At 64.9% G+C, this 18,972-nt stretch carries 18 protein-coding genes; 6 read left to right on the top strand and 12 right to left on the bottom strand.

Features of this window, described 5'->3' with window-relative positions:
* Positions 1-12: 12 nt before the first annotated feature.
* Positions 13-687, bottom strand: a complete 675-nt coding sequence (locus FKZ61_RS07610; RefSeq protein WP_141609486.1) for a response regulator — start codon at positions 685-687, stop codon at positions 13-15.
* Positions 656-2,110, bottom strand: a complete 1,455-nt coding sequence (locus tag FKZ61_RS07605) for a sensor histidine kinase (protein ID WP_141609485.1) — start codon at positions 2,108-2,110, stop codon at positions 656-658. Before FKZ61_RS07605 ends, FKZ61_RS07610 begins: the two co-directional genes overlap by 32 nt.
* Before the next feature lie 754 nt (positions 2,111-2,864).
* On the opposite strand from FKZ61_RS07605, the gene FKZ61_RS07600 reads away from it, so the two are divergent.
* The 5 genes from FKZ61_RS07600 to FKZ61_RS07580 all read left to right on the top strand — a co-directional run bounded on the left by FKZ61_RS07600 (position 2,865) and on the right by FKZ61_RS07580 (position 7,360).
* A complete protein-coding gene (locus FKZ61_RS07600; protein WP_141609484.1) occupies positions 2,865-5,210 on the top strand; it encodes a heavy metal translocating P-type ATPase in 2,346 nt (781 codons plus the stop codon).
* Positions 5,200-5,715, top strand: coding sequence for a DUF7482 domain-containing protein (locus tag FKZ61_RS07595; protein ID WP_141609483.1), 516 nt, complete (start codon positions 5,200-5,202; stop codon positions 5,713-5,715). The genes FKZ61_RS07600 and FKZ61_RS07595 overlap by 11 nt, the downstream gene beginning before the upstream one ends.
* A 43-nt stretch (positions 5,716-5,758) precedes the next feature.
* A complete protein-coding gene (locus tag FKZ61_RS07590) occupies positions 5,759-6,025 on the top strand; it encodes a heavy-metal-associated domain-containing protein (RefSeq protein WP_141609482.1) in 267 nt (88 codons plus the stop codon).
* A 102-nt stretch (positions 6,026-6,127) separates the two neighbouring features.
* Entirely contained in the window at positions 6,128-6,559 is a 432-nt protein-coding gene (locus FKZ61_RS07585) for a heavy metal-responsive transcriptional regulator (protein WP_141609481.1), read from the top strand.
* A 3-nt stretch (positions 6,560-6,562) separates the two neighbouring features.
* Positions 6,563-7,360 carry a cytochrome c biogenesis protein CcdA gene (locus FKZ61_RS07580; RefSeq protein ID WP_141609480.1) on the top strand — a complete coding sequence of 266 codons (798 nt, stop codon included), beginning with the start codon at positions 6,563-6,565 and terminating at the stop codon, positions 7,358-7,360.
* Between the two features lie 43 nt (positions 7,361-7,403).
* Here the strand turns inward: FKZ61_RS07580 and FKZ61_RS07575 are convergent, their stop codons facing one another.
* From FKZ61_RS07575 to FKZ61_RS07555, 5 genes are all read right to left on the bottom strand, one after another.
* Positions 7,404-7,814: a DUF302 domain-containing protein gene (locus tag FKZ61_RS07575; RefSeq protein WP_141609479.1), complete on the bottom strand. Its 411-nt coding sequence runs from the start codon at positions 7,812-7,814 to the stop codon at positions 7,404-7,406.
* Positions 7,815-7,982: 168 nt separating this feature from the next.
* Complete coding sequence (locus tag FKZ61_RS07570; protein ID WP_141609478.1) at positions 7,983-8,303, bottom strand: hypothetical protein; 321 nt, start codon at positions 8,301-8,303, stop codon at positions 7,983-7,985.
* 142 nt (positions 8,304-8,445) lie between these two features.
* A complete protein-coding gene (locus FKZ61_RS07565) occupies positions 8,446-8,862 on the bottom strand; it encodes a Rieske (2Fe-2S) protein (protein ID WP_141609477.1) in 417 nt (138 codons plus the stop codon).
* 165 nt (positions 8,863-9,027) lie between these two features.
* A complete protein-coding gene (locus tag FKZ61_RS07560; RefSeq protein ID WP_211358457.1) occupies positions 9,028-9,948 on the bottom strand; it encodes a 2-oxoacid:ferredoxin oxidoreductase subunit beta in 921 nt (306 codons plus the stop codon).
* A 160-nt stretch (positions 9,949-10,108) separates the two neighbouring features.
* Positions 10,109-11,914, bottom strand: coding sequence for a 2-oxoacid:acceptor oxidoreductase subunit alpha (locus FKZ61_RS07555; protein ID WP_141609476.1), 1,806 nt, complete (start codon positions 11,912-11,914; stop codon positions 10,109-10,111).
* 300 nt (positions 11,915-12,214) lie between these two features.
* Between FKZ61_RS07555 and FKZ61_RS07550 the strand changes: the two genes are divergently transcribed.
* Positions 12,215-13,789, top strand: a complete 1,575-nt coding sequence (locus FKZ61_RS07550; RefSeq protein ID WP_141609475.1) for a spermidine synthase — start codon at positions 12,215-12,217, stop codon at positions 13,787-13,789.
* Between the two features lie 91 nt (positions 13,790-13,880).
* Here FKZ61_RS07550 and FKZ61_RS07545 read toward each other — a convergent pair whose 3' ends face one another.
* The 5 genes from FKZ61_RS07545 to FKZ61_RS07525 form a co-directional block, all read right to left on the bottom strand.
* Positions 13,881-14,192 carry a Zn-ribbon domain-containing OB-fold protein gene (locus FKZ61_RS07545; RefSeq protein ID WP_141609474.1) on the bottom strand — a complete coding sequence of 104 codons (312 nt, stop codon included), beginning with the start codon at positions 14,190-14,192 and terminating at the stop codon, positions 13,881-13,883.
* A 122-nt stretch (positions 14,193-14,314) separates the two neighbouring features.
* Positions 14,315-14,539 (bottom strand): zinc ribbon domain-containing protein, encoded by a 225-nt coding sequence (locus tag FKZ61_RS07540; protein ID WP_141609473.1) that lies wholly within the window; start codon positions 14,537-14,539, stop codon positions 14,315-14,317.
* Positions 14,540-14,826: 287 nt separating this feature from the next.
* On the bottom strand, positions 14,827-15,753 hold the full coding sequence (locus FKZ61_RS07535) for a SelT/SelW/SelH family protein (protein ID WP_211358456.1): 927 nt from the start codon (positions 15,751-15,753) through the stop codon (positions 14,827-14,829).
* A 322-nt stretch (positions 15,754-16,075) separates the two neighbouring features.
* Entirely contained in the window at positions 16,076-17,239 is a 1,164-nt protein-coding gene (locus FKZ61_RS07530; RefSeq protein WP_141609472.1) for a thiolase domain-containing protein, read from the bottom strand.
* Between the two features lie 80 nt (positions 17,240-17,319).
* Positions 17,320-18,762 (bottom strand): ATP-binding protein, encoded by a 1,443-nt coding sequence (locus FKZ61_RS07525; protein ID WP_141609471.1) that lies wholly within the window; start codon positions 18,760-18,762, stop codon positions 17,320-17,322.
* Positions 18,763-18,972 lie beyond the last annotated feature (210 nt).

Below are 18,972 nucleotides of genomic sequence, written 5' to 3'. Positions count from 1 at the left end.
CTCCGGGCCCTGTCACGAGTCTGACCGGGAAGTGTCCACCACGTTTTCGATGTGATGGCGCACCGCGTAGGTTGCCGCCTCGATGCGATTGGAGAGCCCCAGCTTCTGCAGGATGGTGCTCACATGGTTGCGGACGGTGATGGGGCTCAGGAACAGTTCCTCCGCGATTTCGGTGTTGCTCTTGCCCTCGGCCACCCGGGCCAACACCTGAAGTTCCCGCTCGCTGAGATCCCGGAAGGCGGCGCTGTGGGCGTCCGCCTCTGCCTGCTGCACCCGGGCCAACACCTGACGGGTCACTTTGGGGTCCAGCACGGCATCCCCCTGGGCCACAGCCCGCACCGCCCGCAGTAGCTCGTCGGTGCTCACCTGCTTGAGCACATAGCCGGCGGCGCCCGCGGCGATGGCCTCCCGCACCAGCTCGTCGTCCCCATAGGAGGTCAACATCAGCACCTGGACCCCAGGACAATGCCGACGGATCTCCCGGCAGGCTTCGATGCCGGTGCGATCGGGCAGGCGGATATCCATGAGAACAACGTCCGGCTGGAACTGTTGGCAGCGCTGGATGGCCTCGGCGGCGCTGCTCGCTTCGGCCACTACTTCCAGATCCGGCTCACCGTCCAGCAGGGCCCGCAGCCCCAACCGCACCACCTGATGATCATCCACCAACAACAGGCGTATTCGTTTCACAAGCAACTCCTATGGGGATGTCCACATGGACCTGGGTTCCCTGGCCCGGCGCACTGTGCAGGCGCATGTCGCCCCCCAGCAACCGGGCCCGTTCTCGCATGTTGTTGAGGCCATAGCCGGCCACCAGGTCCGCCGGTAGTCCCACGCCGTCGTCCTCGATGGTCAGCAGCAGGCGCTCCCCCGCCACCCGGGCCTGGATGGAGACATGGGTCGCCTGGGCGTGGCGAGCCACGTTGCTCAGGGCCTCGTTGACGATGGCCAGGAGGTGGGTCACCTGGCCAGGGGCCAGGGGCAATTCAGCCGGCAGCGCCAGTTGCAGCTCCACCTCCGCCAGAGACCGGACAGGGGAAGCAGTCACCATTTCCTGGAGGCCGGCGGTGAGGCTCTGGCCGGTGGGTTGGGGACGCAGCTGGCCGATATGGCGCCGGATGTCGGCCACAGCCTGATCCAGGAGGGCCATGCTCTGGGCGACCGCCTCCCGAATGGAAGCGACCTGGGGCTGGGCATCCAGACGTTCCAGGGCCCGTTGCACGGTGCCCAGGAGCAGGCCGGCCCCGTAGATGGTCTGGAGGGTGCTGTCATGCAGCTCCCGGCCGATGCGTTCCCGTTCGGCCAGCAGGAGCTGCTCTTCCTCCAGCTCCCGGATCCGGCGGTCCATCTCCATGCGAAAGACCTCCAGGGCCCGCATCATGGCCACAGCCATGACGAGCCCCAGCAGGCCGCGGTATAGCTGCACCGGGATCAGGGTCCAGGCCTGCAGTTGTTCCTGGTTGATCCAGTTGGCGGGGAAAAAGGGTGCTGCCGGCCCAACCAGCCCGGCGAAGAACGCATAGCCCAGCAGGGCCAGCCCGGCCAGACGCAACATGCGCACGATTCGGGTCAGGTTGAGGGGGGCGAGAACCAGGTGGGCGTGTCGGCGCAGGCCATAGGCAGCCAGCAACCCGCCCGGAAAGCCCATGGTGTAGCGGGCCAGGATGTCCCCCTGGCGGCGCCATGCGACCAGGTCATCGGCAAAGGCCAGGGCCGGGACATAGATCCAGAAGAGCCAGAGGAGCAAGATGGCGCCAGGCAGGTAGCGGGCATAGCGCCAACGACCTGGCAAGGGGCGCAGGCTTTCCACCCCGAACTGGAAAAGACAGAAAAAGGAAAGGGCCAGCACCAGGAGCCGGGCACTCCACAACAGCTCGACGAACGGCGGAGGCAGATATTGGGCCTGGATGGGGATAAATACGTCCCCCCACTCATGCAGGCCGTGAATGAGGCCAAAGGCGGCCAGCCAGGGCAGGATACGGGCCAGGGCCAGGCGACTGTGGCGCCAGGATTGCAAGGCGATCACCAAGCCCAGCACGAAAAAAACCTGTCCGTAGATGAACAGGATGATGAGCTGGTTGTAAGCGAAAAACTCCTGAATGGCGGTGCGCATGTCCGGGCGTTCTCTGCAGTGTTTTTGTCACTGTTACCAGTCTACCACAGCAGCCACTCCCTTTGCAGATTTGATTCGAGCCACGGATGCCCCAGATGGGCACGGACACTATCTTTGCACTGTATTTTCAGCCACAGATCTCACGGATTACACCGCATCTGAGGATGCTCACTCCGCCACTGGCCAACCATCGCGACGCGGGGTCGGTATCCTCAGATGCCGACCCCGTCGCTGTGCAGCCGTTGCCGTCCCTGCACCTGTCCGGATTGGGTGCAACATGTGCGTAGGGCGGGTCTCTGGCCCGCCGTGGGTGGCCGGTTCAACAGCGACAGCGGGCGGGCACGGCGGCCCGCCCCTACGGGAACGGACGCCCTTCCGGGCACCACCGTGCGGCCGGAGACCGCACCTACGACAGGAGCCGCCATCCGCGCAGAGCGGACGCCACGGATATGGGGGGCGGCTGTGAAATCGATGGGGCGGATCTGCAAAGATAGTGCACAGATTCAGTCCTTCCCGATAGCTGGCCATATGCGGAGGGAGCATCCTCAGGTGCGGTGTAATCCGTATCAGTCCGCTTTGTCTTGCCCAATTTTGGGCCTTGACTTTCCAGCAACTGGAAGGTTTACAATCCTCCTCAGTAAATCCCGGCAGAAATTCGCCGATAGTTTCCACCAGAGGCAATGCCGCCGAATTTCTGCCGTGGTATTGACGCCAGACCGTACTCAGAGCCACGATAGCCCGGAGGTTTTGTGCAATGACACAAGGGCAAAGAAGCGCTGACTGGACCCATAACAGGACATTGGCCCATCTGAACGCGCCCGATGCCTGGTCCAACAGAGACGACGCAGCCCGACTCCAGATTAAGGTGGGCGGCATGGCGTGTTCCTTTTGCGTCAACAGCATCACCCGCGCGCTGGAGCGGATGGACGGCGTCTACAGTGCCCACGTGAACCTGGCCCATGAGGAGGCGCTGGTGCGCTACGACCCCAGCCGGATTACGGCCCATCGCCTGCGCACCACCCTGCTTGACCTGGGCTACACCGTCCGGGACGCCCGGGAAGGGCCCACACCGGAGGAAGAAGAGGCCCAATTGCGGCGTCTGCGCCAGGATCTGCTGCTGGCCGCCGCCTTCAGCCTGGTGGCCGGTGGCTTCATGGTCGCCATGTGGGCCGGCCTGGTGACCATGGCGACCAGCTGGCCACTGTTGAGCTGGCTCATGCCCACCCTGGCCCTGGCCACCGTCTTCGGACCGGGCTGGCCCATCCTGGCCATGGCCTGGGCTTCCATGCGCCGGGGGATCCTCAACCAGCACGTCTTGCTGGAGCTGGGCGCCTTTGCCGGCCTCATTGGGGGCTTTCTGGGCTTCAACCATCCCAGCTTTCCCATGCCCGATTTCTTCGGCGTGGCGATCTTCGTCACCACCTACCACTTGCTCTCGGGCTATGTCTCCTTGCTGGTCCGCACCCGCAGCTCCCAGGCCGTCCGCGCGCTGCTGGCCCTGGCCCCACCCACCGCCCGGGTGGTCCGGGAGGGACGGGAAGAGGAAGTGCCGGTGGAGGAGGTCCGGCCGGGCGATTGGGTGCGCATCCGCCCCGGTGAGTCCATCCCGGTGGACGGGGAAGTGGTGGAGGGGCAGTCCGATGTGGACGAAAGCCTGGTGACGGGCGAGTCCATGCCGGTGGCCCGGTCGGTGGGCGACCCGGTGATCGGCGGCTCGGTCAACCAGACGGGCACCTTGCTGGTGCGGGTGACCCGGGTGGGCGAGGAGAGTTTCCTGCAACAGGTGGCCCGCCACGTGGAGGAGGCCCGGGCCCTGAAACCCAGCATCCTGGCGCTGGTGGACCGCATCCTTCTGGTCTATGTGCCGGTGGTGGTGGTCCTGGCCGTGGGGGCATTGCTGGGTTGGGGCCTGGGTGCGTGGTGGCTCACCGGCGAGCCTCGCTGGACCCGGGGCCTCTTTGCTACCATGGCGGTGCTGGTCATGGGCTACCCCTGTGCCCTGGGCATGGCCACGCCCCTGGCCCTCATCCGGGGTGGCGGCATGGCGGCGGCGCGGGGTATCCTCATTCGGGCCGGGACGGCCTTCCAGACCCTGAAAAACCTGACCCACGTGGTTCTGGACAAGACCGGCACCCTGACCCAGGGGCGGCCGGCGGTGACGGCTGTAGTACCGGCACCGGGCTGGGAGGAAGAGGCGGTGTTGCGCCTGGCCGCGGCCGCGGAACAGGCTTCCGAACACCCCCTGGCCCGGGCGGTGGTGACAGCCGCACAAGAACGGGGCCTCTCCATGCCCGCTGCCACCGGGTTCCAGGCCCTCCCCGGCCGGGGCGCCCGGGCCCTGGTGGATGGTCGCCAGGTGGTGGTGGGCAACCCCCGCTTCGTGGCGGAGGCGGCGGGAGCCTCGCCCGCCACCCTGGCAGCAGCGCTGGAGCGCCAACAGACCAGGGGACAGACCGTGGTCCTGGTCGCGGTGGACGGCCAGGTGGCCGGCCTCCTGGCCCTGGCAGACGAGCTCAAGCCCGATGCCGTCCAGGCGGTGGCCCGGCTCCGGGAGGCCGGGCTGCAACCGGTGTTGCTCACGGGGGACAACCGGCGGACGGCCCAGGCGGTGGCGGCCCGGCTGGGCATTGGCCAGTATCGGGCCGAAGTGCTGCCCCAGGAGAAATCCGCTGTGATCCGGGAATTCCAGCAGCAGGGTTTCTGTGTGGCCATGGTGGGGGACGGCATCAACGACGCGCCGGCCCTGATGCAGGCCGACGTGGGGATCGCCATCGGCGCCGGGGCCGACATCGCCATCGAAGCCGCCGATGTGGTGATCGTGGGCGAACGACTCCAGGCGGTGGTGGACACCTACACCATCGGCCGGGCCGCCTACCGCAAGACGGTGCAAAACCTGGCCCTGGCCTTTGCCTTCAACGGCATCGGCGTCCCCCTGGCCACCACCGGCCTGGTCCACCCCGTCTGGGCCATGATCGCCATGGTCGCCAGCGTGACCACCGTCCTGCTCAATTCATTCGGCGGCTGGCTGCTCCCCGGCGCGCCCAAACCTGGCCGCTGGATGCCTGGCCGCTTGCCTGTGGAGGTGAAACATGGGACGTAATCTGGTGGTCACGGCGCTCATCGCGGTCCTGATGGCCGGTTTCGTCCTGGCCTATCGGGGGCGGCTCCCCCTCACCCAGCCGACCATCCCGACGGTGGTGGGCTATGCGGCCGGGCAGGAGATCCGGTTTATCCACACCGAGGCTTCGGATGCCGAGATCGCGCAGGTGCTGACGGACATGGTGGGCTCGCCGGTGCTGGTGGTGCCGGCCCTGGCCCAGACACCGCCGGCGTTGCGGGGCCGGGTCTATGTCTTCACCAACGGCGTGCGGGGCGGCGGGCCCCTGGACTACCAACCCGACGTCTTCGACGGGCCGCCGGGCACGCCAGAGTACCGGCCCCTGCGGGAGATCGTGCTGGTCACCTGGCAGCCGGAGGCCCGGCCGCGGGTGCTCACCGACGCGGCCCAGGTGCTGGACGCTGCCGCAGCCGGACAGGTCACCCTGGAAGCCACGGGGGTGGTGGTCAACATGCCCTTCGTCACCTGGCCCGGGGGCCACCGCTGACCGGGCACTGTCACGATGAATTCATGGGAAGGAGACCGATTGGATGGAGAGTCAACCCACAGCGGTATTGACCGCTGAGCTGAAAGTCATCGGCGAACAACGTCTGCACTGTGCCGGCTGCGAGAACGCGGTGCAGCGCGGCCTGCTACGGCTGCCCGGTGTCCAGGAGGTCACGGCCGACCACCGGACCCAACGGATCGTCGTCACGGTGGATACGGCCCAGATCTCCCTGGCCGCCATCCAGGAGCGGCTGGGCTGGATGGGTTGGCAGACCGCCCTACAGAGCGATGGGAGCGCTTCAACCGACTAAAACCGACACGGTTTTTTCCAGGCGTCATCGAGCCAGAGCTGAGCTTGTGAAGAAGAGTCCATACAAGGAACCACTACAAGGAATCCGAAAGAGGAGGAACCCATGAGCCAATCCTGGCAGATCGGCCAGGTCGCCCGCCAGGTCGATCTCAGCCCCAAGACGATTCGATACTACGAAAGCATCGGCCTGCTGCCCGAGCCCCGACGCGGTCCCAACGGATACCGTCAATACACGGCGGAGGAGATTGAACGGATCGACTTCATCCGACGGGCGCGTACCCTGGGCTTCGGCCTGGATGAGATCCGGGAGATCCTCGCCCTGCGGGATCGCAACGAGGCCCCCTGTCCGTATGTGTTGTCCCTGATTGCCAGCAAGATCCAACAGGTGGAACGACAAATTGCCGATCTACGCCGATTGCAGAAGGAGTTGGAAACACTACGTCGCCAGGCGGAAGCCATTCCCCTGGAAGTGCTGGCCAACAAGAGTTGCCTGTGCCATATCATTGAAAACCTGGCGCTGGAGGAGGCGCAGTAAGCCATGGCAGATGGATGGATCGGACTGGCGCTGGGATTGGGGATACTGGCGGCGTTCACGCCGTGCGCGTTTGCGGTCAACGGCCTGCTGCTGGCCTACGTTCACGGGGAGCCTCGCCGGAAGCGGCTGACCACCCTGGCCCAGTTTGCCGCGGTCCGGGCCATCTTTCTGGCCCTGTTGGGCGCCCTGCTGAGCCTGGTGGCCGGGCACAGCGGCCTGATCACCCATCGCTATCAGCAGGTCATCGACCTCTTACTGATTGGGCTGGGGCTCCTTTTTATCGTGAACCTGTACCGACCGCTACCATGGCCTGCCCTGACGCCTGGCCGGTGGCTGGAAAACCGACGGGGCGTCACTTTGGGGCTGGGTGTGCTGGTGGGCCTGGACGTCCCCACCTGTGCGAGCCCGCTCTTCTTTGCCCTGCTGGGACACACGATTTTCCGGGGCGACCTGGCCACCGGCACCGGATCTCTCCTGGCGTTTGGGCTCGGGATGACCCTGCCGGTGTTGGGGGCCGCCACCTCGGATCGGCTGTACCGCTCGTTCCAGCAAGTAGCCCGGCGACACCGGAGGTTATGGACCTGGGTGGGCGGCCTGGTCCTGATCCTGGCCGGGCTGTTGGAGCTGCCGGCCGCACCACCGGTCATTCCCACCCTGGGCCTGGGGGAGGTGGTACGTCAGGCGGCAGGGATCGTCCTGTGGTGGGCGGGGCTGGTGACGCTGCTCCTGATCCTGGCCGGCGCGATCTGGCGGTACAGCAGGCGCCGTACCGCCAGGCAAAGTCCATATGTGGAAGAATAGCGGCGTGGCCGTCGCCAGGACGCGCCGGCGCTGCCGGGATTTGTTAGGGCGAAACCTTTTCCGTCAGGTGGTCCAGCACCCGCCGCAGCCGGCGGTCCGCCTCCTGGGCGATGGGCTCCAGCTGGGGATTTTCCACCACGCCTAACATCTGGATGGGGTCCACAATGCTGACGGTGCTGGTGCCGTCGCCGTTGTCGTAGACGATGACGTTGCACGGCAAGAGCAACCCCAACTCCGGTTCGGCCTGCAATCCCTGGTAGGCCAGGTGTGGGTTGCAGGCCCCCAGGATGATGTAGGGCTTGTAGTCCACGTCCAGCTTCTTCTTGAGGGTAGCCCGGACGTCGATTTCGGTCAATACCCCGAAGCCTTCCTCCTTGAGCGCCTCGGTCACCCGCGGAATCGCCTCCTCATAGGGCACATGAAGGCTGGCCCGCAATCCATAGTCTTTACCCATGATGTTTCTCCTTGGTTGAACAGCTTGAGTTGAACAACTCGAGCACGAAGGAGGCAACCCCTGGTCTGGCCGTCAGGGAGTGCCCCCGTGGTTCTAAACGACGAACGACCCAAAGGCCCCCGGTGGTTCCGATGGTCCCGGAGGCCTGTCCAGATTCGCCTTCCCGAGTCAGCGGCCAAAACCACCCATCATGCCGCCCATCCAGCCCATGGGACCGGCCCCGTGGCATGGGCCACCCTCGTTCATTTGCTGCAACATCTGACCGGTGGCCTCTGGACCGTGGACCTGGGTCATGTGCTGGATCATCTGTCCCCAGGCCTGGGGGCCCATCCATTCCTGCATCTGCTGCAGGTGCGACTGGCCGTTGTTGCCAGTGGTTCCTGGCGTGTCACCGGCATGGGCGAACGCTGTGCCCGCCACACCCAACAGCAATACCAGTGCCAGCAGGAGCCCGGTCAGGGTGAAGAAAAGCTTCGTTTGGCGTTTCATGGGTCTACCTCCATCCCACAAGTGTTCACATAATCTGTACACGAGCCATCCTTGTTCCATCTACCACCAGGGTAACTCGCGTCTGTGAAGAATTTGTGAAGGAGGCATGACCAGATTATGCGCGGATGTCTTGGTCCGCCACTCAGGCATGGAGGATGACGGTACCATCCTCAACCGTCACCGGGTAGGTCTCCACCGACTCGTCCTCATCTTCCGACGGGGCGGCCTCCCGTTCCACGGTCACCTCGTAGGTTTTGACCCGCATCTTGTGGGGGTTGAAAACCGAACGGCCGGTGGTGATGTCGAACTCCCAGCCGTGCCAGGGGCAGCGGATGATCTCGCCATCCCGGGCCCAGATGTACTGGCCGGGCTGGCTGGGCAGGGTGGTGCCGGTGATGATGCCCCGGCACAGAGGGGCGAACTGGTGGGGACAAAGGTTGCGGATGGCGTAAAAGGTTCCATGCACATTGAAGACGCCGATGGAGCGGCCGCCCGCGTCCACAATCTTGCGGCTGCCCGGCGGGAGCTCACTCACTTTACCAACCACATATCGAGCCATGATGGATTTCCTCAAGTGTATCCTGGGTGTGTTCCGGGTAGGTCAAGCGCGGATCTACCCGCCCATTATAAACAGCGCGAGGGGTGGGAACAAGCCAAGGGGCAGACGGCGGTCCGCCTGCCCCTCGTACCCGCGTGGATTGACCTCGCCCCCAGGGATGGGGTGCTACATCATGCGCTGGAGGAGCTTCTGGGCCTGTTCCTGGCTCAGCCCCAGGGGGCGATAGGCCAGGGGACCGCCCTGGGCCAGCACCGGCTCCTTCTCTTCCAGGGTAGCACGCCCTTCCGAACGGAAGAAGAGACCGGTGTAGATGGTATCGCCCCAGACCATGGCCTTCTCACAGGCAGCCTTCCAGTCGCTGGGGTCGTGGCCTTCGTCCTCCAGCCGCTTGACCCGCTCCCGGAAGAAGGGGTAGGTGTTGTCGTGGTTGAAGGTCACGCAGGGGCTGAAGACGTCGATGTGGGCAAAGCCCCGATGCTGGATGGCCTGTTTGATCAGCTCCACCAGGTGTTTGCCATCGCCGCTGAAGCCCCGGGCCACGAAGGTCGCGCCGGCCATGATGGAGATCAGCAGCGGGTTGATGGGCAATTCCACACTGCCAAAGGGCGAGCTCTTGGTCTTCATCCCTTCCCGGCTGGTGGGTGAAAGCTGCCCCGTGGTCAGGCCGTAGATCTGATTGTTCATGACGATGTAGGTCAGGTCGATATTGCGGCGGGCGGCGTGCATGAAGTGGTTGCCGCCGATGCCATAGCCATCGCCATCCCCGCCGGTGACGATGACGGTCAGCTCGTGGTTGGCCAGCTTGGCACCGGTGGCCACGGCCAGAGCCCGACCATGCAGGGTGTGCATGCCGTAGGCATTGAAGAAGCCGGGGAAGTTGGAAGAACAGCCGATGCCGCTCACGGTCAGGATCTCGTGGGGGCGCAGGCCCAACTCGGCCACGGCCCGCTGGACGCTGTTGAGAACGCCGAAGTCCCCACAGCCCGGGCACCAGTCCGGGTTGACCTTGCCTTTGAAGTCCTTGGCGGTCAGTTGGATGACCGTCCCCTCACGCCGACCTGCCTCTGACTTGGTGGGTACCGCCATAGGTTTACCTCCCTTGTATCTGTGGACGCCGGATGAACGGCGAACGTCGCTAGACCGTGTGTCGAATTGAGCGTGTTGCATGTAGACCGCGTGTTGGATGCCCATGCCTGCCCCAGGGGGCGGCCATGGGCTGAAAACTGCCGGCCCACCCCAGGTAGCCTCAGACGATGAACTCGTGTTCCGGCACGAAGCGGGTGGTCTCGCCGGCCAGTTGGGCCAGCACCCCCTCGACGATGTGATGGGGCATGAAGGGCTCGCCGTCGTACTTTCGGATGTGGCCATGGGCGGCGAAGCCGGTCTCGCTGCGCAGGTAGCGGGCAAACTGGCCAGAGTAGTTGTTCTCCACCACAATCACCCGCTTGGCCTTATTCAGGATGGCGGATACCTCTTCGCTGTGGAAGGGGATGATCCACTTGATGGGCAGGTGATTGGCCGTCACCCCCCGCTCTTTCAACTGGTCGATGGCCTCCTTGATGACGCCGTAGGTGGAGCCCCACCCCACCAGGGTGACCTCGGCATCGGCCGGCCCTTCCAGCGCCGGCGGCGGCACCTCTTTGGCCACATGCTGCAGCTTGCGGGCCCGCTTTTCCACCATTTTGCGGCGCTTGTGGGGATTGGTGAACTCGTCGCTGATGAGGACGCCATCCTCGTCGTGCTCGTCGGTGGCGGCCACGTAGACGTAGCCCTCCAGGCCCGGCAATGCCCGGGGCGAGATGCCGGTCTCGGTGTCCTGATAGCGCAGGTAGCCGTTGGTGTCGGCGCCGTTGGCCCCATCGGCGCTGCGGGGCTGGGTGATGAGCTCTCCCCGGTCAATGGGGGGGAACATGTTGATGGCGTCGGGGTCGACGCTGAAGGTGCCTTCGGAGATGAGGAGATCCGACAGGAGGATGCCGGGGCACTGGCACTTGTCCACCAGGTTGAAGAGCTCGGGGATGGTGTTGAAGGCATCTAGGGCATTTTTGGGAGCGACGATGAAGCGCTCGTAGTCCCCCTGGCTGGCGCCCAGGGCCTGCCAGAGGTCGCCTTGTTCCGTCTTGGTGGGCACCCCGGTGGAGGGGCCGGCTCGCTGGACGTTGATGAAGACCACGGGCACCTCCATCATGCCGGCCATGCCGATGGCTTCGGTCATCAGGGCGAAGCCGCCGCCAGAAGTGGCACACATGGCCCGGCAACCGGCGTGGGCTGCGCCGATGGTCATGTTGGCCACGGCCAGCTCATCTTCCGCCTGGCGCACCATGATGCCCAGGTCCCGGGCGTTGGCCGCCATCCAGTGGAGGATGCCGGTGGAGGGACTCATGGGGTAGGCGCAGTAGAAGCGCACCCCGGCAGCGGCTCCCCCCATGGCCAGGGCTTCGTTGCCCGACCAGACGGCCAGGGGTTTGGCGCCGGTGGGCACCGGCCGATCCAGGGAGGGGAAATGGGCCTGGGCATGGTCAAAGCCCCCTCGGGCCGCCTGGACATTCTCCTCCACCACCTCCTTGCCCTTGCGGCCCAGCTCCCGTTGCAGGGCAGCCTCCAGGGTCGCGAAGTCCAGCCCCAGGATAGAGACGATGGCACCCAGGGCCACCGTGTTCTGGATCACCTTGTTGCGGGAGTCGTTGGTCAGCGCTTTGACCGGCATGGGGCACATGTGAACACCTTCCGCGGCGTCGCCGGGCACAATATCGTCGCTGTTGAAAAGCACCCAGGTACCCGGTCGCATGTGGCGCAGGTGCCGGTTCATGGTGTCCTGGTTCAGACAGAGCAACAGGTCCAGGTTATCGCCGTGGCTGTGGATCTCGTGCTCTGCCACCCGTAGCGCCAGCAAGATATGGCCGCCGCGGATGATGGATTGGTGGGCGTTGTAGGCGCAGAGGTGAAGGCCGCGACGCACAAAGGTGCGGGCCAGGATGTTGCCGGGGGTGGCAATGCCCTGGCCAGCGGCCCCGCCAATGCCGATGACGAAATCGAAACGGGCTGATTCCATAGGGTCCTCCTCTTGAACGGGAAACCGAACGCACAACGCTCCCGGAACGGAGCGGCCGTTTGCAGGTGGAGGAGCAATGTGGGCAGTGATGTCAACCGGCAATGGGATGCAATTGCTTGCGTGTGGGGCAACGATATTCACCTGAATCTTATCACTATCTGGCCCAGGGATCAATGTTGCAAAAAATCCTTTCCCATGGCCAGGGGGCCGGGAGATGCACTCCCTGTGTTATACTACGCGGGAGACAGTTTCGATCTGCCTTCTGGGGCGAGGAAAGTGCAGGGAAAGAGGTCAACCCATTTGGAGACGCGCACCGGTTATCTCTCCGTCCTGGTTTTCACCGCGGGGGCGACCACCCTGGGCATGGAGCTGAGCGCCTCCCGCCTGCTGGAGCCAGTCTTCGGCAACAATCAGCTGGTCTGGGCCGCGCTCATCGGCCTGATCCTGCTCTACCTGGCGGTGGGCGCCTGGCTGGGGGGCCGGCTGGCCGACCGCTATCCCCGTCAGCGGGAGCTGGATCTGGTCGTCAGCCTGGCGGCCCTGGGCGTGGCCCTGGTCCCCCTCTTGAGCACGCCCATCCTGCGGCTGGCCGCCACGGGCATCCAGGGCTTCGTGCCCGGCCTGCTGGCCGGTTCGCTGCTGGCCGTGCTGCTCCTCTTTAGCGTACCCGGCATCCTTCTGGGCACGGTCAGCCCCTGGGCGGTGCGCCTGGCCCTGGCGGATCTCGCCCATGCCGGGCAGGCGGCCGGGCGCCTCTACGCCCTTTCTACCGCGGGCAGCCTGGTGGGCACCTTTGTCCCGGTCCTGTGGCTGATCCCGACCATCGGCACCCGCTGGACCTTCTACGTGCTGGCCCTGGCGCCGCTGCTGGTGGTCAGCCTGGGCAGCCGCCGCCAGCCCTACCGCTGGGCGCCAGCCCTGGCCCTGGTAGCGGTGCTGCTGCTGGCCCTGCTCACCCGGCCCGGCCTGGCCGTCCGCAGCGGCTGGGATGACGGCGCGAGCGGAACTTTGTTGTACGAAGATGAGAGCCTGTACAACTACATCGCGGTGCGCCAGTGGGGCAGCGAGCGCCACCTCAAGCTCAACGATGGCATCGGGATCCACAGCGTCTACCATCCAGAGAGTACGTTGAGCCAGGGGATTTGGGACTACTTCCTGCTGCCGCCCCTTTTCAACCCACCCCCGGCCCTCCCAACGCCGTCCGACCAGGTGCTCCTCATCGGCCTGGCCGCGGGCACGGTCAGCGGGCTGCTGACCGACATCTACGGTCCCATGCCCATCACCGGCGTGGAGTTGGACCCGGAAATTTTGGAAGTGGGACGGCGCTATTTTCAGATGGAGCGGCCTAATCTCACCGCGGTGGCGGCGGACGGTCGCCGCTGGCTCCTGCAGCAGCCGGCTGAAGCCCGCTGGCGCTACATCGCCATCGATGCCTACCGGCCGCCCTACATTCCCTTTCACCTAACCACGGTGGAGTTCTTCCAACTGGTGCGCAGCCACCTGACGGAAGATGGCGTGGTGGCGGTCAACGTGGGGCGCACGGCCCACAACTTCGCCCTGGTGGATGCACTGGCCGCCACCCTGGCCCAGGTCTTCCCCCAGGTCTACATCATCGACGAGCCCGGCCCACCGGACACCCTGGGCAACTCCCTGGTGGTGGCCACAGTCCAGCCCACCCGGCTGGGGTACTTTGCACAAAATGTGGCGGCTTTGCCGACCTCCCTGCCCCCGGATTTCCTGGCGTTTGCCGCGGCCGCGGTGACACAGGCGCGGCCCGCGACCCCACCGGCCGATACGCCCACTTTCACCGACGACCGGGCGCCGGTGGAGCGCATTGTGCACAGCATCGTCCTGGACTTCTTCCGGGGAAGATAATAAAACACGGTTTCGTGACGTGAGACTTCGCGCCACGAAACCGTGTCGATGGATATCGTTGTACCGTTGTCGCCATTGGGGCTGGCGCCTGCTACGACACCTGCCGCGGCAACACCGGACGAAACTTGTAGCCGTAGATGATCTGCCCCTCGCCCCCGTCTTCCCGCAGCTTCCGGGTCACCATCTCCACCCGCATGCCGATGTGGACATCGGCCGGGTCCACGTCAGTTAACTGCGCAGTCACCATGGGGCCCTCGTCCAGCTTGATCAGGGCCACGGTGTAGGGCTTCTGGTCGTCAAACCCTTTGGGCACCGTGTACATGGTGGAGAAGCTGTACACCTCCCCATATCCTCGCAGGTTGTGGGTCAGGCCCACCAGCTCACTCTGCTTCTTGGACGCCATGCTCACTTATCTCCACCCATCATGCATCGGGCCATCGTTCATCGGGTGCATCCCCCACGCTGGGGTTTGCAGCGACGCTCCCATGGCGCTGCCAGCCGCTCCCCCCAAGGGGACCACACCCGTCAATCATCCCCGCCTGGGCGCACAGCCAGGGATGGAACCGCCGAAAAGGCATAGGTGAAAGCCTGCCCGTGGGCGACCTCATGCTGCCCGGCGGCTTCTTCGTCTCGACCGCAGTAGGGGCAGATCCGACGGGGCGGAAAGACAGCCCGCTCACAGGCAGGGCAAATCTCGCCCTGGAGGGCATAACGCTGCTTTTTCGTACGCCAAAGGATGGGAACAGCCATAGTAAGGTCCAACTCCTTGTCTATCTGTTTTAGTCCATCTGTCTTGTCGGCACGAATTGCCGGCATCGATCCACATGCATGGATCCACATACATGCACGTATGTTAACCCATCCCGGCTTTCATTTCCTACCGATTCCCATCCAGGGTCATTTTGAGAGCTTTTGACAGTTTTTTCCAGAGTACGCGTCAGAGGTCGGCCACACGTCTCCCGTTGAGAAGAAACGCGCGACCGACCCCCTGGAAGGCTCGCGCCGGGGCGCGGCTGAAACCGACGGGCAGAAAAAAGCTAGCGGGCCAGGCGCTCCCGCACCGCCTGCACGATGGCCTCAGGCTCCGGGAAACCACCATCCCGGGCCATGGAGTGGACCAGCTCGCCGTCGATGGCGACATCAAACGCGCCATCCTGCCATGGGATCAACTCCACCTCGGCCAGCTCGTGCATGAAGCTGTTGATCAGGGCCTCGGTCAGGGCCAGGGTCTGGGGCTGATAGCCACACTCGGCGCAGTAGGTGATGCTCACCTTCACCGCGCCATTGCTCGTGGGCCGGGCCGGGCGGCTGGGTACCCGAGGCTGGGCCACGCTCTGGGGTTGCTGAGTTGGCCGGGCCTGGGGCAGGCCGCGCTCCAGCAGGGCGCGAATCTCCCGCACCACTTCCCGGTTGGCAAAATCCCGGTTCTCGCTGCGGAAGCGGGCAAAGGCGTCCCGCACCCGATTCCGGGCTTCCTCTGGAAGCTGGCCAAAGGGCGTGTCCGGGTCTAGGCCGGCCAGGGCCGGATCGCTGGCAAAAAGTTCCTGGCGTAGCTGTGCCATCTGCTCGGTAACCCGGGCAGGTCGCTCGATCCAGTGGCCCAGCTCGTTGAAGTCGGCATCGAAGAAGACGAAGGTGGGAATGGAACGAAACTGGCCGTCCTTGAGGTACTGATCCATCAGATCCAGGTTCTGATCCCGCAGGAAGATGCGCAAATTGAGCTTGCCGCTCTCCTGGGCCAGGCGCCCCAACACGGGCAGGTTGGCGATCACGTCGCCACACCAGTCCTCGGCCAGGACCAGGACGTTGAGGGGGTGAGGCAGCCCGGCGAAGAAGGCCAGGTCGTCGGGATCAAAGGTCACCGCAGCTTCGTTGGCCTCAAACTGTTCCCGGTTGCGGGTCATCTGGGCCTTATAGGCTTCATAGGTCATCCCCTGTTCGAAGCGTTCCCTGGTTACAGACATGGTTTGACTCCCCTGTGTGTTGAATGCAATGCAGGCACATTCCTGGGACAGCAGGACGGAATCAGGTCCATTGTGGTGCGTGAACCTGCTGTCGCCCCACCCGTATCGCTCTACAAACCGAAGCGCTATGCTTTCCGTAGCGAAATTATTGTATCGCAACCACTGGTCACACGCAAACTGGCGCCCCCCATTGGAGCGAAATGAAGTGTTTGCGGTGTGATGCGCCGCAAACACAACCGCCAACATAAACGTAGGTCCAACCTCCCGGCTGGACCTACGAATTCGTACCGCTTGCCCTGGGCTCTAATTGCGCTGTCGCGTGCTAGCTGCCCAGGATGTGGGTGACAATGGTGGCGCCGCTGCCGCCGATGTTCTGGGCCATGCCCAGGCGGGCATTCTTGACCTGATTGGCGCCGGCTCGGCCGGAAAGCTGCAAGACCAGCTCCACGATCTGGTAGATGCCTGTCGCGCCCACGGGGTGTCCCCGGCTCTTAAGGCCCCCCATGGTGCTGATGGGGATCTGGCCGTCGATGCCGATGGCCTCTTCCTGGGCCAGTCGCCATCCTTCTCCCCGGCCAGCAAAGCCGCAGGCCTCCAGGCTCAAGGCCGCCATGATGGTAAAGGCATCGTGCACCTCAAAGAGGTCCAGCTCCTGGGGGGTGATCCCGGCCTGGCGGTAGGCCTTCTGGCTGCTGATGGCAGCCGCCTCCAGGTAGAGGGGATCCCGGCGGTCGTGGACGGCCAGGGTGTCGTTGGCACTGGCGCTGGCCAGGATCTGGACCGAGCCCCAGTGGTGGCCGGTGGTGAATTCCTTCACCCGCTCGGTGGGCACCAGGACCACGGCAGCCGCACCATCGCAGACGGGGCTGCTGTCCATGATGCTGATGGGCGTGGCCACCACCGGCGCTTTGAGATAATCCTGCAGGGTGATGGCCTCCCGGAACATGGCGTTGGGGTTGTTGGCGCCGTTGCGGTGGGCGTTGATGCTGAAGCCGGCAAAGGCGTCCAGGGGCACGTCAAACTCGTACATGTAACGCTGCATGATCAGGGCATTCAGGGCCACGAAGCTGACCCCATGGAGGGCCTCATACTCGGCGTCGGCTGCGGTGGCCAGGCCGGCGGTGGTATCCTTGCCCACCGTGTCCGTCATTTTCTCCACCCCGGCCACGATCACCACGTCGTGGAAGCCGCTGGCCACGGCCATGGCCCCCACCCGGAGGGCCGCGGCGCCGCTGGCACAGGCAGCCTCCACCTTGGCTGCTTCGATGCCGTGGAGCCCACAGGTGTCTGCCACCAGGGTGGCCATGTGCTCCTGGTCCAACAGGTTGCCGCTGAGCATGTTGCCCAGGAAGAGGGCATCCGCCCGGTCGATACCGGCATCGGCCATGGCTGCGCTGATGGCCGTGTAGGCGATTTCCCGGGCCGAGCGATCCCAGAGCTCGCCCACAGGCGACTGGCCGATTCCGATGATGGATACGCTGCGCATAGTTTCTCCCTTCAACGGCATGCGCCCCAATGGGCTGCACCGGTGGTCGTCAATCTTCCCACTGATTCAACACCGGTTTTTCATTTCAGTATGTAATACGTCGCGCGTTTTTCCCCGATGCGCAACAACAGATTCTTCTCGACCAGGTCGGCCAGATCCCGCCGGATGGTCTCGGCACTGACGTCCGGCGCCAGGGCCTGATACTCACTGTTGGTGATGCGGCCGTGTTGCTGCACGTAGGCCAGGGCCCGCTCCTGGCGCTCGTTCAGGAAGAGATGCCCCCACGGCTGCTGCTCCGGCTGGGGACTGACCAGCTCGGCGCTGGCGGACTGGAGGGTGACCTTGAAGCCGGCTGCCGTCTCCTCGAAGATGGGTTCCGGCAGGCCGGCCTCCTGCATGGTGGCGATCATGCGATCGATGCCATAGCCCAGACGCTCGATGTAGCCCATGTCGCTGAGGACGGCCACGATGGCCTCGTTGCGACTGTAGCGCTCGTCCTTCAGGTTTTCCAGGGTGACATGGCCGGGCAGCCGCCCCGGGCTGTAGACCTCCAGCCGGTCGCTGAACATGAGCAGGCGAATACCCTCTCCCCGGATACTGTAGTCCCGGTGGGCGATGGCATTGACGATGGCCTCTCGCACCACGGGCAGGGGATATTCGGTCACCTCTTCCCGGGCCAGGCCGGCGATCTTCATACCACGGCGCATGTTGCTCACCACAAAAGCTTCGGCCTGGCGCGCCTGGTCGGCCAGGGGGCCGGTGATGTCCTGCCGTACGAATTCATCGCTCATCTCCCGGTCGGGATAGCGCACGCAGATGATCTCGGCACTGCGCAGGAAGCGCTGGGGATCCCGGCCGAACAGGAGGATGCCGGCTACGGTGGGCGCCAACTGGCCCCGGCCGCTGCCATCGGCCGTAAAGCCCTGCCCTGTGTCGGTGTAGGCGATGCAGCCCCGGGCCAGCAACACCTGTTGCACATCTTCGTGGGGGGCAAAGGCGATCTGCTCCAGGTAGCGCTCGATGCGGCCTGGGTCCAGGTCCTCCAGGGTGGCGCCGGGCACCAGTTGCGCCTCAAAACCCGTATCGCTCCGCTCCAGCAACAGGCGGCGCAGCTCGGGCGTAGTCAGGGGGCGATTCTGGCCGGCCGTCCGGGTCAGGTAGAGGCCCTGGAGGCTGTAGATGTGGGGCAGGCCCGGCGGCACCTGGACCACCACCACCGCTCCCCGGGGCGTATCCACCACCTGGGGGCTGGGCAGGACGATGGGTGGATCGGTCAAAAGGCCAGCCTCCACCACGGCTTCACAAAGTGGACGGGGATCGGCCTCCTTCTGGGGCGTACCCCGGGCCGTCACGCCGAGGATGACCAGCCCGCCGTTGGCATTGGCCATGGCCGCCAGGGTTTCAGCCAGCTGGCGGGTGGTGGTTCGGGCCGGCAGGAAGGCGACCCGATCTCCCGGGCCGGCCTCCAGGTGACTGGCCAGCTCTTCTGGGGTCAATGCCTGGGGGCGCCTCCGCACAATCATGGTCCGTGTTCCCGTTGACTCCGAACAGTCATGATCTTTCCCTGTTGGTTCACGCCTGGGCCCTGGTTGGCTCGATGCTGCCGATGATTGTAGCCCATCCTGGGGTGGTTCGACAAGGATACAGGATTTTGCGCACAACGGTTTCCCCGCACCTCCATTCCCCCTCCCCCGAGCTCCAAAACGCCATCTTCCCCCTTTTCGCTTCCCTCC

The sequence above is a fragment of the Litorilinea aerophila genome (assembly GCF_006569185.2).
GTDB lineage: Bacteria > Chloroflexota > Anaerolineae > Caldilineales > Caldilineaceae > Litorilinea > Litorilinea aerophila.
This window is presented reverse-complemented; position numbering and strand designations above follow the sequence as displayed.